Origin of the sequence: Pseudomonas sp. A6 (assembly GCF_052367875.1) — a bacterium.
GTDB lineage: Bacteria > Pseudomonadota > Gammaproteobacteria > Pseudomonadales > Pseudomonadaceae > Pseudomonas > Pseudomonas citronellolis.
This window is the reverse complement of the sequence record NZ_CP198970.1, coordinates 1,663,022-1,678,465: the sequence shown is the minus strand read 5'-3', so window position 1 is coordinate 1,678,465 and position 15,444 is coordinate 1,663,022. Positions and strand designations below refer to the sequence as shown.

Below are 15,444 nucleotides of genomic sequence, written 5' to 3'. Positions count from 1 at the left end.
GCCGTGGCTGGAAGGAGAATGCTCATCTGCCTGATCGCTCCACCGCTCTCACCCGCGCGGCTAGTAAACCGGGATGACGCGGGGCGATCGGAGCGCGGCCTGGGCAGCGCCCGACGGCTTCCTGCGCGTCGTCTTGCGCTACGGGCCGGTCTCCGGGCTCGCGAGTGAAGGTCATTGGACCTCTGCGGCTGCGCCTTCCCATGCCGTTGGCACAGTGGCTGTTGCGTCCGCGTGACTCGCCTACCGTTGCGGGGGCAGCGCCGGAATGACCGAATTGGCTCGGTTGCACCGGCTTCCCTGTTTCACCTCCAGCCGTGGCTGGAGGCACCTGTAGCAGGCGCGCAGCTTAGAGGCTGGCGGGGTGGCCGGTCAATCGGCGGCGGCGATGGGTCGCGCCGCCGGCGCGGGCGCGGCGGCCGGGTCCTGGCGGCACCAGCGCAGCCAGATGAACTGCAGCTGGACCAGGGTGGCGCAGGCCAGCTCGCGGCCTTCGGCGGGCAGCCGGTGGTCGTTTTCCAGGGCCTGGAACAGCGCCACGCTGGCGGCGTCCAGGGCCTGCTCGCGGCCGGCGCGCGGGCCGCCGGCGAGCAGCAGGTCGTGCAGGCACAGCAGGTAGGCGTCGCGGGCCCGGCGTACGGGGCCGCGGGCAGCGGCCAAGCGCGCACGCAGGAACAGCAGCTCGTCGCCCAGATCCAGCCCCAGCAGCCCGCCGCGCCAGCGCGCGCGGCGCTCGGCCGGCAGGTTCTTGTAGAACTGCGCCAGGCGCAGCAGGCGGTCGGCGCTGCGGCCGTCGAACCACACCTCCGCCACCGGCAACGGGCCGCGGGTGAGCCGCGCGAGGTCGGCGAGGATGGCCGCCAGCACGCGGCGGTAATGGCGCTGCCCGGGCGCCAGGCGTACCAGGTTGAATACCAGCACGGCGAAGGCCACGCCAACCACCGTGGCCAGCGCCGAGTTGAGGAAGTGACCGAGGTCGTAGCTCATCTCGTTGCTCGGCCCGATGTTCTTCACATAGAAGATGCAGAAGGACGAGGCGATGGCGGCGATCGGCGGCCGCGTCATGCACAGCGCGGCGATGAACAGCGGCACGCCCAGCACCAGCGCCAACGCCGGGAAGCCATCGCACAACGGCAGTATCACCAGGCCCGCGACACCGGCAAAGGGCACCGACAGGACGATGCCGCGCAGGAAGTTCAGCCCGGCGCCGGCCGGGTTGTCGCGGCTGGCGAACAGGCTCAGCACCACGCCGGTGATGGACACCGCGCCCAGGCCGCTGGGCCAGGCCGTGGCCAGCCAGAAGGCCGACACGCAGAGGAACGCCAGGGCGCTGCGCAAGCCGTAGAGCAGGCCGCGTTCGATGTCGCGGTGCCAGACGATCACCCCCGGCGCGTTGCGCGGCGCCTCGCCGTAGACCAGCGCCTGCATGCTGCGCTGGGCCTCGCCGGCCATCTCCAGGGTGCGCGCCAGGCATTCCAGGCACAGGCTCTGCTGGGCGTTGTCCAGTTCCCGAGCGGCGACGCCAAGGCGTTCACGGCAGTCTTCGAAGTCGCGGTACTCGGCCTTATCCAGCAGAGCCATGACCTCGCACCGCCAGGGCTCCAGCGCGGCCGCCGCGGCCTGGTCCAGCAGCCGCCATTCCCGCGCCACCTTGCGCGCCGCACGCAGCAGGCCCAGCAGGTCGGCATTCAGTACCCGCAGCGCCTGGGCCCGGCGCCGGCCGCTCTCGCCCTCGAACCAGGCGTGCTCGCGCTGCGCATCCACCGCCACGATGCGGCCCATGGCGCGGATCAGCGGGCCGCGCTCGTCGGCGCCGGTCAGTTCGGCAGCGGCCGCCTGCAGGCCGGTCTCCCAGGCGCCCTTGCCCTGCTCCGCCAATTGCTGCTGCACCCGCCGCGGCCAGAGCACGATGCTCACCAGCGAGGCGCAAAGGATGCCCAGGCCGATCTCCGAGCAGCGCGCCACGGCCTGGTCGAACACCGTCATGGGCGCGGCGCTGGAAGGCAGCGCGATGATCGCCGCGGTGTAACCGGCGAGCACAAAACCGTAGGAAGAGAAGTTCTGCAGCAGCGAGGCGCCGGCGGTACAGAATGCCAGCCAGGCGGCCATGGCCAGCAGGAAAGGCAGCGGCGCCTGGCCGAACAGGGCGATCAGCGCCACCGAGACCATGGCCCCGATGCAGGTGCCGAGCAGGCGGAACACGCTCTTGGCCAGCACCATGCCGCTCAGCGGCTGGCTGACCACGAACACCGTGACCAGCGCCCATTGCGGTTGCTGCAACTCAAAGCGGAACGCCAGGTAGAGCGCGAGAATGCCGGCCAGCAGCGACTTGCTGGCGAACTGCAGGTCCGTGCGGCGCGGGCGCAGCACGGCGCGAAAGAACTCGGTGAACAGCGACAGGAAGGCAGGCATGCAGACATACCGGCAAAATCGTTGACCGAACTATTAAATAGCTTGCTAACAATGTCAAGAAACATCCTGTAACCTCCCTGGATGCAAGGCGACGGATGGTCCCGTCACACAACTCCGCTAGACTCCGTGGGATGACCGAAACCGCTCAAGCCGGCCAGCTGCGCCTGGACACCTCCGCCTCCCCGCCCCTGCTGCAAGTCAGCGGCGACTGGACGCTCGCCCATTTCGCCGACCTGCAGCGCCAGGTCGGCGCCCTCGACGGCCAGCGGGCCCACGCCGGGGGCTTCGACTTCAGCCAGCTCGGCGCCCTCGACACCGCCGGCGCCAGCCTGCTCGCCGACCTGATCGGCGCCAGCGGCCTGCAGCGCCTGGACGAGATCGCCGCCGACGTGCCCAGGGAACGCCGCGACCTGCTGCGCGCGGTGGGCAGCTCCATCACCCAGTGCCGCCTGCACGAGAAGAAGCCGCCGCCGGGCAATGCCCTGGCCGACCTGCTGGAACGCATCGGCCGCGCCATGGAGGTCTTCTGGAAGGACCTGGTGGGCGTGCTCGGCTTCATCGGCCTGACCCTCGAAAGCCTGGCGCGCTGCGCCCTGAATCCCCGGCGCTGGCGGCCCACCTCGCTGGCCGCGCACATGGAGCAGACCGGCCTGGACGCGGTGCCCATCGTGGCCCTGCTGACCTTCATGGTCGGCGCCGTAGTGGCCTTCCTCGGCGCCACCGTGCTGAACAAGTTCGGCGCGGCCATCTACACCGTCGACCTGGTGGGCTTCTCGTTCCTCCGCGAGTTCGGCGTGCTGCTCACCGCCATCCTCCTCGCCGGGCGCACCGCCAGCGCCTTCACCGCGCAGATCGGCTCGATGAAGTCGAACCAGGAGATCGACGCCATCCGCGCCCTGGGCCTGGACCCGATGGAACTGCTGGTGCTGCCGCGGGTGCTGGCGTTGCTGCTGGTGCTGCCGCTGCTGACCTTCCTGGCGATGCTCTCGGGCATCGTCGGCGGCGGCGTGGTCTGCGCGCTGTCGCTGGACATCTCACCACGCATGTTCATGGTCATGCTGCAGAACGACATCGCCGTACAGCACTTCCTGGTGGGCCTGGTGAAAGCGCCGATATTCGCCTTCGTCATCGCCGTGATCGGCTGCCTGGAAGGCTTCCGCGTCAGCGGCAGCGCACAGTCGGTGGGCGAGCACACCACCTCGGCGGTGGTCCAGTCGATCTTCGCGGTGATCGTCATCGACGCCATCGCCGCGCTGTTCTTCATGGAGATGGGCTGGTGAGCGAAGAAGCCATCATCCAGGTCCGCGACCTGTGCAACCGCTTCGGCGACCACGCGGTGCACGAGCACCTGGACCTGGACGTGCGCCGCGGCGAAATCCTCGGCGTGGTCGGCGGCTCGGGCACCGGCAAGTCGGTGCTGCTGCGCGCCATCATCGGCCTGCGCCGGCCCCAGGAAGGGCAGATCCACGTGTTCGGGCAGAACCTGCTGGAACTGCCGCCGGAGCAGCGCTCGAAGATCGAACGGCGCTTCGGCGTGCTGTTCCAGAACGGCGCGCTGTTCTCCTCGCTGACCGTCAGCGAGAACGTCTGCCTGCCGCTGATCGAGCATGCCGGGCTGTCCCGCGACGACGCCGAGTACCTGGCCAAGGTGAAGATCTCCCTGGCCGGCCTGCCGCCGGAAGCCGGCGCCAAGTACCCTTCGGAGCTGTCCGGCGGCATGGTCAAGCGCGCCGCCCTGGCCCGCGCCCTGGCCCTGGACCCGGACATCCTGTTCCTCGACGAACCCACCGCCGGCCTCGACCCGATCGGCGCGGCGGCCTTCGACCAGTTGATCCTGACCCTGCGCGAGGCCTTCGGCCTCACCGTGTTCCTGGTCACCCACGACCTGGACACCCTCTACACCATCTGCGACCGCGTCGCCGTGCTGTCGCAGAAGCGCGTGCTGGTGGTCGGCAGCCTCGACGAGGTGGCGGCCAACCCCGACGCCTGGGTCCAGGACTATTTCCACGGCCCGCGCGGCCGTGCCGCGCAGCAGGCGGCGGACCGCCTGCGGGAGGAGAACTGAATGGAAACCCGCGCCCACCACGTGGTCATCGGCCTGTTCACCGTGCTGGTGGCCATCGGCGGCCTGCTCTTCGGCCTGTGGCTGGCCAAGAACAGCAGCGACCAGCAGTACAACTACTACGACGTGATCTTCACCGAGGCGGTGACCGGCCTGTCCCAGGGCGGCACCGTGCAATACAGCGGGATCAAGGTCGGCGACGTGGTCAGCCTGCGGCTGGACCCGCGCGACCCGCGCAAGGTGCTGGCGCGCATCCGCGTCTTCGACCAGACGCCGATCCGCCAGGACACCCGCGCCAAGCTGGCCATCACCGGGGTCACCGGCACCGCCATCATCCAGCTCAGCAACGGCTCGCCGGAAAGCCCGCCGCTGGTGGGCAAGGACGGCCAGGTGCCGGTGATCAAGACCATCCCCTCGCCGCTGAGCAAGCTGCTGGCCAACGGCGAGGACATCGCCACCAACGTCAGCAACCTGATCAACAACGTCAACCGCATGTTCTCCCAGGAAAACGTCGACCGCATCAGCCGCACCCTCGACCACATCGACCAGGCCACCGCGGTGATCGCCGAGCAGCGCGGCGACATCCGCCGCACCGTGCAGGAACTGGCCGCGGCCAGCGAACAGGCCAAGCTGACCCTGGCCAACGCCAGCCAGCTGCTGGGCAACGCCAACCAGTTGCTCGGCAGCCAGGGCAAGGATTCGCTGGTCAGCGCCCAGCAGACCCTCGCCGCGCTGCAACGCAGCAGCGAGAAGGTCGAGCGCCTGCTCGACAGCAACTACGACTCGGTCAACGGCGGGCTGAACGGCCTGGGCGAGATAGGCCCGGCGGTGCGCGAACTGCGCGCCACCCTGGAAAACCTGCAGCGGGTCACCCGGCGCCTGGAAGAGAACCCGACCAACTACCTGTTCGGCGGCAACCGCACCAAGGAGTTCCAACCATGAAGGCCCCCCTGCGCCTGCTCGGCTACAGCGCCCTCGCCGCCCTGCTCGGGGCCTGCTCGATCCTGCCCAAGGCGGAGACCCCGGACATCTACCTGCTGCCGGCGCAGCAGCAACCGCCGCGCGCCACGCCGGCGGTGGACTGGTCGCTGCGGGTGCTGGCGCCCAGGGCCAGCCAGGTGCTGGACAGCAACCGCATCGCCGTGCAGCCCAGGGGCGACCTGCTCAGCGTCTACAAGGGCGCGCGCTGGGCCGACGGCGCCCCGCCGCTGCTGCGCGACCGCCTGCTCGACGCCTTCCGCGCCGACGGCCGCATCCAGGCCCTGAGCAGCGACGAAGTCAGCCTGCAAGCCGACCTGGAACTGGGCGGCGACCTGCGCGCCTTCCAGGCCGAATACCGCGACAAGGGCGTGGAAGCGGTGGTCATCCTCGAAGCCCGCCTGGTGCGCAGCGCCACCCAGCGCATCATCGCGACGCGACGCTTCGAGGTCCGCCAGCCGTCCGCAGGGGAAAAGGTGCCGGAAGTGGTCAGCGCCTTCGGCCAGGCCACCGACCGCCTGGCCGCCGAGGTGGTGGGCTGGACGTTGCAGCAGGGGCAGGCGCAGAAGTTCGAGCGGTGAAAGACCGCACCCCATGGCGCGTAGGGCGCATAACGCCTACGGCGTTATCCGCCGTTTGGCCTCGGTCCCCGGCGGCGCCAAGGCCAACCGTGGCGTTGGCTGTGGCCCCGGCGTATCGGCGTATAACCGCGAACGGTTATACGCCCTACGGAGCGCCTTTCGTAGGATGGGTTGAGCGAAGCGATACCCATCGCCACGGCTAGTCGGAAACTCGCCTGCGCCAACCCGGATCGGTCAAGCGATAACACTGCAGGGGACTGCGCGGAGAATCCGGTTGGGTCATTTCCAGCAATCCGGACGCTATCGCCGGCCCCAGGTAGTTCTTCCGGAAGGTTGGCCGGTGCGACAACCCCAACCTGCGCATGATTTCCGAGGACTTGAGGGCTTCTCCCTTGTTGAAAGCCTGCAACAGCTGTTGCACGCTCTCGTTTACTTGGTCGGTAACTTGATCGCTTACTTGTTCGGTCTGCGCGACTTCGTCCATGGCTGCCAGTAATGCCCGCAACATGTAGTCAACGAAGGGCGTCGCCTGTGCAACATGATCGGCCTCGGCCAAGGCCGCGTAGTAGGCCTCCTGCTGGGCATGGATGACCGTCTCCACGGGCAAGTAAGCCAACAGCGGATTCCAGCGACTGAGTATCAAGGTCTGCCAGAGTCGTCCCATGCGCCCGTTGCCATCGGCGAACGGGTGAATGAATTCGAACTCGTAATGAAAAACACAACTCGCCAGTAGCGGGTGCCAGTCCGTATGGCCCAGCCACTCCAGCAACTGCCCCACCAGCGTCGGGACACGGTTGGCCGGCGGCGCCATGTGTAGCAGTTGGTCACCCCGGTAGATGCCGACACCACCCTGTCGAAAATGCCCTGCGTCGTCGATGAGCCCTTCCATCAGGCTGGCGTGGGCTGCCAATAGATCGAGTTGAGAGGTCGGGTGCCAGGAAGGCAGGTATTCATAGGCGCGAAAGGCATTGCGCACTTCCTGGATTTCACGGGGCAATCCCAGCACCCGCTTCCCCTCCAGCACGGCAGTGACCTGCTCGACGCTGAGGGTGTTGTTTTCGATGGCCAGAGAGGCCTGGATGGTACGGATACGGTTGTCGCGCCGTAGTTGAGGCGTCAATGCCGAGTCGCCACCCACCGAAAGCCGACCGACCCGCTCGCAGATTTCACCGACCAATCGCAGCAGTGAAGCGGAAAGGGCAAGCGGTGGTTCATAGGCCTTCATGGCGATATCGGGTCCGAGTCTGCGCAGGCATCCGAAGCGATAGTGCGTACATTGGCGGCACTGCCACCCGTGGCAAACACCGAGCGCACGTTATTGGTTCTCCACCCGCCGCAACAGATAGGTATCCATGATCCAGCCATTGGCCTCGCGGGCCTTCAGGCGCGTGTCGCGGATGCGTTCGGCGACTTCGTCCAGGCGGCCGGCGATCAGCAGTTCGTCCGGGGTGCCGACGTAGGCGCCCCAGAAGATTTCCAGGTCCTGGCCGCGCAGGCCGGTGTAGCTGTCCTGGGCGTCGAGCATCACCACCACGTCCTGCACGCCGGCGGGCAGGCCTTCGCGGGCCAGGCGGCGGCCGGTGGTGATCTGCAGCGCGCCGCCTATGTGGTTGAGCGGGATGCGGTGGCGCGCGGCCAGGGCCTGCACGCTGGTGATGCCGGGGATGACTTCGTAATCGAAGCGCAGCCGGCCGCTGGCGAGGATGGCGTCGAGGATGCGGATGCTGCTGTCATACAGCGCCGGGTCGCCCCAGACCAGGAAGGCGCCGCACCCGTCTTCGGCCACGTGCTCGTCGATCAGCCGCTCGAACAGCGCCTGCTTGGCCGCGTTGAGGTCCACCACGCTGCCGGCGTAGTCGGCCACGCCGCGCTCGCGCTCCGGCAGTTCGGCCTCCACCACGCGGTAATCGCTGCGCTCGACGTAGCGCTCGCAGATGTCGCGGCGCAGGTCGAGCAGCTTGCTCTTGCTGGCGCCCTTGTCGAGCAGGAAGAACACGTCGGCGCGGTTCAATGCCTTGACCGCCTGAATGGTCAGTTGCTCGGGGTCGCCGGCGCCCACGCCGATCAGCAGCAGTCGTTTCATGGTCATTTGCAGTGGTAGGGGCTTTCGCCTTCCAGTTCCTGGTCGGCGTCGATGTCACGGATGATCACCGTGGCCTTGGGATAGCTGGAGCAGAGCGCGTTGCGCACCGTGTAGATGCCGCTGCCCTGGGCCAGGAAGGATTTCTTGTTGAGCTTCTGCCCATTGGCGTCGACGGCGTCTATCTCGTAGTGGCCGCCGAAGGTCTTGCAGCCGCCCAGCACCAGCAGGCTGGCGCCGAGCAACAGGGGAATCGCTTTCATTGCCTCTCCTTGTCTGCGACCGGCAAAGGTGCGAGCCGGTCATTCTGAGGATGTCGGGCCTGTTTCGACAAGCCCGGCGGCCATTTGCTCCCCGCCGGAGCCGTCAGCGCTTGCCCATGGAGCGGCGCGAACCGCGGGGCGCCGGTGGACGGCGTACATCCTTGTCGTGGGCCTTGCGCGGCTGGTAGCCGGCGGCGGCGTCCTTCTGCGCGGCGAGGGCGGCGCGGGTCAGTTCGGCCAGGGACAGCGGGGCCTGGGCCGGGGTGTCCGCGCTGTCGTCGCGCGGCGGCTGTTGCGAGGAAGTCATGATAGAGACCGGGTGAAAGATGCGGAAACGGCGCCCATCATACCCGATAGGCACCGTGCCCGCTGCTCCTCAGGCGCCGACCGGCTCCCCGGTGGGCCCCGCCGGGCGCGCCTGGCCGAGGCTTTCGTCGAAGCGCAGCAGGCGCCCGGCGTTGCCCAGCACCAGCAGGGTGCTGAGGTTGTGCAGCACGGCGGCGATCATCGCCCCGGCGGCGCCGAGCAGGCCGAAGGCAGCCGCCGCGACTATCGCCAGGGTCCAGCCCAGGCCGATCGCCACGTTCACCTGCAGGGTGCGCCGGCACTGGCGGCTCAGCCGCACGCAGGTGCCCAGGCGGCGCAGGTCGCTGCCGATCAGCACCACGTCGGCCGAAGCCAGGGCGATGTCGGCGCCGCCGGCGCCCATGGCCACGCCCACCACGCCGGCCTTGAGCGCCAGCGAGTCGTTGATGCCGTCGCCCACCACCAGCGGGCGGAAGCCCTTGTCGATTTCCTCGCCGACGCGGTGCAGCTTGTCTTCGGGCAGCGCCTGGGCGCTGACTTCGGCGATGCCCACCTCGCGCGCCACGCCTTCGGCGACGCTCTGGCGGTCGCCGGTGAGCAGCAGTTGGCGGCCCAGGCCCAGCTCGCGCAGTTCGGCCATGGCCTGCGGTGCCTCAGGGCGCAGGCTGTCGGCCAGCAGCAGCCAGGCGCAGAAGCGCCCGCCCAGGGCCAGGCCGGCGATGGGGCCGTCGTGCTCGGGCACCGGCGCGGTGGCGATGCCCAGTTGGGCGAACAGTTCGGGCCGGCCGAGGGCCGCCTCGCCCTGCGGGGTGTGGGCGATGACGCCCAGGCCCTGGCGTTCGCGGATGTCTTCCAGCGGGTGGTAGACATCGTGGGGCACCAGCGCGGCCAGGGCGCGGCTGACCGGGTGGCTGCTGGCCGCGCCCAGGCTGGCGGCCAGTTGGCGCAGCGCCGCCGGGTCTTCCCCGGGCTCGCCGCACAGGGCCTGCAGGCGCAGGCTGCCGTGGGTCAGGGTGCCGGTCTTGTCGACCACCAGCGAGGTCAGGTCGGCCAGTTCCTCGAGGAAGGCCGAACTGCGGATCAGGATGCCGTGGCGCGCCGCCACGGCGATGCCGGCGATGGCCGTGGCCGGCGCCGACAGCACCAGGGCGCAGGGGCAGGCGGCGACCAGCACGGCGAGCATGGCCTGGGGGTCGTTGGTGACGAACCAGGTGACCGCGGCGATCAGCAGCACCAGCACCATGTAGCGCCCGGCGTAGCGCTCCAGCAGGCGGGTGATCGGCGGCTTGGCGCGCTCGGCGCGCTGCATCAGGGCGATCACCTTGCCCAGGGTGGATTCCTCGCCGGTGCGCGTCACCTCGATGCGCAGCAGGCCGTCGAGGTTGATGGCGCCGCCGTAGACTTCCATCCCGGCCTGCGCCTCCAGCGGCACCGATTCGCCGGTGATGGGCGCGGTGTCCAGGCTGGCCTGGCCGTCCAGCACCCGGCCGTCGGCCGGCACGCGGTCGCCGGCGCGCACCTCCACCTGGTCGCCGGCGCGCAGCTGGGCGTTGTCCACTTCCTCCACGGCGCCGTCGGCGCGGATGCGCCGGGCCTGGCTGCGGGTCAGGCGGCCGAGGGCCTCGATGGCTTCCTGGGAGCCGATCACGCTGCGCTCCTCCAGCACATGGCCGAAGATCATGATGATCGGCAGCAGCGCCGCGGTCAGCAGGTCGCCGGTGGCCCAGGCGCCGAGCATCGCCAGGGCGATCAACTGGTCGGTGATGCCGTGCAGGCTGGGGTGGCGCAGGCTGGCGGCGGCCGAGCGCAGCACCGGCACCGCCACCAGCAGCGAGGCGACGCCCAGCAGCATCTGCGCCACGCCTTCCTGCTGCGGCGCCAGCCAGCGCCAGAGCAGGCCGAGCAGCAGCAGGCCGAGGGCGAGCATGGCCAGGCTCAGCTGGCGGGCGGCGGCGCGTTGCTCGTCGCGGCTGAGCATGGCCCCCGTGAGGTGGCCGTGGCTGTGGCTGTGGCTGTGGCTGTGGCTGTGGCTGTGGCTGTGGCTGTGGCTGTGGCCATGGTGATGGCCGTGGTGGTGGTGTGCGCTCATCTATCGCTCAGGTCATTGGCTCGACGCGGTCTCGTCGTCCTTGAGGAGGGTGGCCCGGGGCGGGAAGCGGGTGTCCGGGCGCTGTACGTATTCCTCGGCCTCCGCCTCGGTCAGCACCCAGATCTGGTTGACCTGGCCGCTGAGGCCGCTCTTCAGGGCGACGAACTTGTCCTTCAGCTGCGGCATCAGGCCGTTGACGATGAACAGGTTGTTCTCGTTGCGGATGCGCACCGAGACCGCCACCGGGTAGCTCACGGTCTTCTGGTACAGGCCGAGGCTGACCACCTGCTTGAGCAGGTTGGGCTTGGGCCGCTTGAGGGTGATGACCGGGAAGCTGGCGCTGTCCACCACGCCCACCAGCATGCCCGAGGGCAGTTCGCGGCCGGCCTCGGCGCTGCCGGCGCCGAGCAGCAGGCCCAGGGCCAGCAGCAGCGCGCCCAGGGGGCGCCAGCGGTTGCCCCGCGACGAAGTGGAAGAGTGCCGGTAAGCGACAGCGTTCATGGAGTGTCCCGCCCTAGGTGTTTTCTCGGAATGTGGGTGTCGGGCCTGCGGCCCTCGGCGAGCCTAGCGCGTCCGTGTGACATCTGTCCGCCCATTGCTTCACGGCTGCGGCCCCTGGAGGATCAGGCGGCCGGCGTCGCGGGGGTCGACGGTGGTGACCGCGCCGGCCTTGCCGAGGATGCCGGGCACCCGCTCGCGGTACAGGCGCAGCAGCAGGCCGGGGTCCTGGCTGGCGGCCAGGCTGGTGATGGTCGCGGTGTCGGCATGGGCCTTGGCCAGGCGCTCGCCGGCCTGGGCGCGGGCCACCTGCAGGGTGCGGTCGGCGGCCTGGGTGGCCGCCTGGGTCTGCCGCGCGGCGTCGTTCTGCGCGCTGGCGACGTTCTGCTCGGCCAACTGGCTGGCGGTGAGCACGGCGTTGAAGGCACTCACCGCCTCGCGCGGCAGCGAGGACTGCACGTCCACCCGCTCGATCTCGATGCCCAGCCCGCTGCCGGCGGCGGCCAATGCCGCCAGGCTCTGGTTGACGCCCTGCTGCAGGTCGCCGCGCAGGCGCTCGCGGCGCTCGGCCACGGCGCTGTCGCTGCCGACCAGTTCGGGGCGGGCGACCAGGATGGTGTCCAGGTCGCGGGCCGCGCACACGCTCACGGCGTTGCGCGCCACCAGGCGGTCGAGCGCCGGCAGCACGTGCTCGCCCTGGAGCACGTAGGCGTAGGGGTCGACCACCTTGTAGAACACCCGCACGTCCAGTTGCACGACGCCGGCATCACCGGTCAGCAGGTAGCCGGAGCCGGCCGTGGCGTCGTTGACCAGGCTGACGTCAAGGTCGGCCTTCTGCGCCTGGGCCGAGCGCAGCAGGGTTTCCACCCGGCGCTCGATGACGCGCTCGGCCGCCGGCAGCAGCACCACCTGCTCGAAGGGCCGCGGCCAGGCCAGCAGCAGGCCGGGGTTGGCGATGCGCTGCAGGGCGCCCATGCGCAGCACCACGGCGCGGCTGTCCGGTCCGATCTCGCGGACGTTGGACAGCGCCCAGCCGAGCGCCGCCAGCAGCGTCACACCATAGAGCGCGACGAACGCCAGGCGCCCGGCCTGCAGCCAGGGGCTGCCGCCCTCGCCGCGCTCACTCATGCTGCGCGCCCGGCTTGGGCGCCGGCAGTTGCGGCGGGCCGTCGACCAGCACGCGGAAGGGCGCGGCGTCGGTGCGCAGGACCAGGCGGGTGCCGGAGTTGACGATGGTGCCCAGGGTATCCAGCGAGCGCAGCAGGTTGTACAGCTCGGGCGAGCCGGCGTAGGCCTTGGCATAGATGTCCGCCGCCTCGACGCGGGACTGCGCCTCGATGTCGGCAGCCTTGACCGTAGCGTCGGCCTGCAGGATGCGCGCGTCGCGCTCGGCGGCGGAGCGGATCTCGGCGGCCTTGCGCTTGCCCTCGGCGGTGCGCTCGGTGGCGATGGTCTCACGCTCGGCGCGCATGCGGTCGACGGTGGCGCCGAGGGTCACCGAGGGCAGCGTCAGGCGTTCGATGCCCACCTGCAGCACGCGCACGCCGTAGGTGTCGCGCAGGGTCTTGTCGATCTGCCCGCGCAAGCGCTGTTCGAAATCGGCGATGCGCACCTTGCTGCCGTCGGTGTTCACCAGGTCGGCCAGGTCGAAGCCGCTGGCGGTGGTTTCCAGGGCCGAGCCGACGAAGGTGCGGATCTGCCGCGCCGCCTCGTCCGGCTGGTTCTGCACCGCGCGCATGAAGCGCTGCACGTCGTCCGCGTCGGGCTGCACCTGCCAGGCCACGTAGGCCTGGACGATGATGCGCAGGCCGTCTCGGGTGCCGACGTCCTGCAGGCCGCTGGAGGTGGTGCGCAGGCGCAGGTCCACCGGGATGGCCGCCTCGAACGGCGCCGGCAGGCGCCAGGCCAGCCCCGGCTGCAGCAGCACGCGCACCGGGTTGCCGAAGCGGGTGACGACCGTGGCCTCGCCGGAGCGCACCTGCACCAGGCAGGCGGTGGCGGCGGCGAACAGCACCAGCAGCGCGGCCAGGCCGATGCGCCGCCAGGGCAAGGGCCCGGCGCCGCCGTGCTCATGCTCGTGATGGTGATGGCCGTGGTCGTGGTCGTGGTGCGCGTGGTCGTGGCTGTGCGACGAACTCAAGGGGCGAGCTCCTGTTTGGCCGGCTTGCGCGCCGGGTCGAAGGGCGCGGTGAAATAGCCGCGCAGGTCGAGGGTCGGCGCATCGCCGGCGCCCAGTCGATGGTCGATGACCAGGGCGCTGGCATTGCCCAGGCCCTGGCCCAGGCGGGCGAAATACTGTTCCAGCAGGAACGACTGGCCGGCGTCCTGCCAGGCCTTGCGCTCGGCGCCGAAACGCAGGTCAGCGGCCCGCGCCGCGGCCAGCGTCTCGCGGGCGTCGGCATTGGCCTTGTCCACCGCCTGGCTGGCGGCCAGACGGGCCTCGTTGCCCTGCTCGGCGGCCTTGCCGCGCTCGCGGGCGATCAGCGCCTGGGCGGTGATCTGCGCCGCCTGCACGCCATGGTAGGCATTCGCCGCGCCGGCCGGCGGGTGAATGGCCTCGACCACGGTGGCGAGGATTTCCACACCGCTGTGCAACTCATCGAGGTCGGCCTGCACGGCCTTGCCGATGTCCTGCGCCAGGGCCTCGCGCTCGCCGCCGAGGACGCCGTCCAGGGTGCGCGAGGCGAAATCGTGGACCAGCACGCGGCTGGCGGTGCTGCGGATCAGCGCCGGCACATCGGCGCTGTTGTAGGTCGCCGCCAGGGCCGCGGCATCGTCCAGGCCGATGCGGTAGACGAAACGCACGTCCATGTTGACCACCTGGAAGCTCTGCTTGCCCTCGGCGGCGCTGGCGATCACCTGGGACTTCTCGCTGCGGTGGGAGGCGTCCCACAGGCGGTTGGCGCTGTCCGGCGCGGGACCATCGGCCGGGCCCGGCGGGTCGGCGACGGCGGAATCGCCGGAGGTGGCCAGTTCGTGGATCACGCCGTTCTCCACCGCGAGCACCCGCCCGAACGGCCAGGGCAAGCCGACATGCAGGCCCGGCTGCAGCACCGCCTCGGGCTTGCCGAAGCGCTCGTAGACGCCGCGGCCGTCCAGGGACACCTCGTGTATGCCGCTGAGCAGCCAGCCGACCAGCGCCACCAACGCGGCCACCGGCAGGAAGGCGCGACGCATGAAGGCGAACGCCCAGACCTGGCGCAGGTCGATGCCGAAGCGCTGCTGCAGTTCGTCCTGCAGGAACTGCAGCGGCCGCGGCGGCCAGCGCAATTGCCCGGCCACCAGGCTGCGGGCGACCAGGCGCGGCTCCTCACGCTCGCGTTGCGGCAGGAAGGCGGAAAATACTGCGCGCGCCAGCAGCTCCACGGCCACCGCAGCGGGCAGCAAGCCGATCAGCACCAGCAGGCGCACCGGCCAGAGGTTGTCGGCGCTGGCGAACAGCAGGCCGGGCAGCGACAGCAGCTGCACGGCGATGACCAGCCGCAGCAGCGGCGCCAGGGCGGCGGCTTCCGGCCACTGGGCCTCGCCGCTGGCGGCGAAGTGGCGCTCCAGCACCAGCAGGCCGAAGGCGCCCAGCAACAACAGGCCGGCGCCAACATAGGCCGCCTGGCCGAGGTCGGCGCCCGGCAGCGCCAGGCTCCAGCCGGCGCGGATCACCAGCAGCGCGGCGACGCAGAGCCCCGCCAGCCAGAGCGAGCCCGGGCCGATGCGCCGCAGCAGCGAACGGATGCCACGGCCGATGCTGTCGAGGAAGCGGTCATAGGCGCTCAGCGCCTCGGGGGCTAGCGGTTCGTCCGCCGTCTCACGCCCGCCGAACCAGCGCAGCGAAGGCTCCTGTCCCAGGGCGCGCGCCCGCCAGGCGTCGACGCGCCAGGCCGACTGCGCCGCCGCGGCCAGTAGCAGCAAAGCCGCCGCGTTGTTGCACAGCAGAGGCAGCCAGGGCGAGCGGGCGGCGAACAGGCCGATGAGAATCGCCAGGAGGAACAGCAGCGCGGCCAGCAAGCCGCTGCCCAGGGCCAGGGCGAACAGGCGCCGGGCATGCACCGCGGCCTGCTGGAAGCGCGGCAGCGCCTGCAGGTCCTCGCCCGCGGTGTCCAGGTCGACTCGCATCACAACTCCAGAGGCGGCCAGGAGGCCAGCCGGTACATCGGCGCGCAGGGAAACAAAATGTAACCTTA

General features: G+C 70.2%; 14 protein-coding genes and 1 riboswitch. Of the genes, 4 read left to right on the top strand and 10 right to left on the bottom strand.

Annotation, left to right across the window (positions count from 1 at the left end; translation table 11 throughout):
- Positions 1-126: 126 nt before the first annotated feature.
- A riboswitch (cobalamin riboswitch) is annotated at positions 127-347 on the bottom strand.
- 22 nt (positions 348-369) lie between these two features.
- A complete protein-coding gene (locus ACTWJ5_RS07645) occupies positions 370-2,409 on the bottom strand; it encodes an FUSC family protein (protein ID WP_301499764.1) in 2,040 nt (679 codons plus the stop codon).
- A 131-nt stretch (positions 2,410-2,540) separates the two neighbouring features.
- On the opposite strand from ACTWJ5_RS07645, the gene ACTWJ5_RS07640 reads away from it, so the two are divergent.
- From ACTWJ5_RS07640 to ACTWJ5_RS07625, 4 genes are read left to right on the top strand one after another with little or no spacing between them, the layout of a single operon-like run.
- The gene (locus tag ACTWJ5_RS07640) at positions 2,541-3,689 is read left to right on the top strand and encodes an MlaE family ABC transporter permease (protein WP_074976452.1); all 1,149 of its coding nucleotides are present in this window, start codon (positions 2,541-2,543) and stop codon (positions 3,687-3,689) included.
- Positions 3,686-4,474 (top strand): ABC transporter ATP-binding protein, encoded by a 789-nt coding sequence (locus ACTWJ5_RS07635; protein ID WP_074976455.1) that lies wholly within the window; start codon positions 3,686-3,688, stop codon positions 4,472-4,474. Before ACTWJ5_RS07640 ends, ACTWJ5_RS07635 begins: the two co-directional genes overlap by 4 nt.
- A complete protein-coding gene (locus ACTWJ5_RS07630) occupies positions 4,475-5,413 on the top strand; it encodes an MlaD family protein (protein ID WP_249919041.1) in 939 nt (312 codons plus the stop codon). It abuts the gene before it with no gap.
- Positions 5,410-6,030 carry an ABC-type transport auxiliary lipoprotein family protein gene (locus tag ACTWJ5_RS07625; RefSeq protein ID WP_301499765.1) on the top strand — a complete coding sequence of 207 codons (621 nt, stop codon included), beginning with the start codon at positions 5,410-5,412 and terminating at the stop codon, positions 6,028-6,030. The genes ACTWJ5_RS07630 and ACTWJ5_RS07625 overlap by 4 nt, the downstream gene beginning before the upstream one ends.
- Before the next feature lie 199 nt (positions 6,031-6,229).
- Here the strand turns inward: ACTWJ5_RS07625 and ACTWJ5_RS07620 are convergent, their stop codons facing one another.
- From ACTWJ5_RS07620 to hflK (ACTWJ5_RS07580), 9 genes are all read right to left on the bottom strand, one after another.
- Positions 6,230-7,255, bottom strand: coding sequence for a Fic family protein (locus ACTWJ5_RS07620; protein WP_444438034.1), 1,026 nt, complete (start codon positions 7,253-7,255; stop codon positions 6,230-6,232).
- 90 nt (positions 7,256-7,345) lie between these two features.
- The gene (gene cobF / locus ACTWJ5_RS07615) at positions 7,346-8,113 is read right to left on the bottom strand and encodes a precorrin-6A synthase (deacetylating) (protein ID WP_285642491.1); all 768 of its coding nucleotides are present in this window, start codon (positions 8,111-8,113) and stop codon (positions 7,346-7,348) included.
- Between the two features lie 2 nt (positions 8,114-8,115).
- Positions 8,116-8,373: a hypothetical protein gene (locus ACTWJ5_RS07610; protein ID WP_009618451.1), complete on the bottom strand. Its 258-nt coding sequence runs from the start codon at positions 8,371-8,373 to the stop codon at positions 8,116-8,118.
- A gap of 103 nt (positions 8,374-8,476) precedes the next feature.
- On the bottom strand, positions 8,477-8,680 hold the full coding sequence (locus tag ACTWJ5_RS07605; RefSeq protein ID WP_009618454.1) for a hypothetical protein: 204 nt from the start codon (positions 8,678-8,680) through the stop codon (positions 8,477-8,479).
- 69 nt (positions 8,681-8,749) lie between these two features.
- Entirely contained in the window at positions 8,750-10,657 is a 1,908-nt protein-coding gene (locus ACTWJ5_RS07600; RefSeq protein WP_444439553.1) for a cation-translocating P-type ATPase, read from the bottom strand.
- Positions 10,658-10,780: 123 nt separating this feature from the next.
- Entirely contained in the window at positions 10,781-11,269 is a 489-nt protein-coding gene (locus ACTWJ5_RS07595) for a hypothetical protein (protein ID WP_009618457.1), read from the bottom strand.
- Between the two features lie 99 nt (positions 11,270-11,368).
- A complete protein-coding gene (hflK, locus tag ACTWJ5_RS07590; protein ID WP_249919039.1) occupies positions 11,369-12,394 on the bottom strand; it encodes a protease modulator HflK in 1,026 nt (341 codons plus the stop codon).
- Positions 12,387-13,406: a protease modulator HflC gene (gene hflC, locus ACTWJ5_RS07585; protein ID WP_444438031.1), complete on the bottom strand. Its 1,020-nt coding sequence runs from the start codon at positions 13,404-13,406 to the stop codon at positions 12,387-12,389. The genes hflK (ACTWJ5_RS07590) and hflC overlap by 8 nt, the downstream gene beginning before the upstream one ends.
- The gene (gene hflK, locus ACTWJ5_RS07580) at positions 13,403-15,376 is read right to left on the bottom strand and encodes a protease modulator HflK (RefSeq protein WP_444438029.1); all 1,974 of its coding nucleotides are present in this window, start codon (positions 15,374-15,376) and stop codon (positions 13,403-13,405) included. Before hflK (ACTWJ5_RS07580) ends, hflC begins: the two co-directional genes overlap by 4 nt.
- Positions 15,377-15,444: the final 68 nt, after the last annotated feature.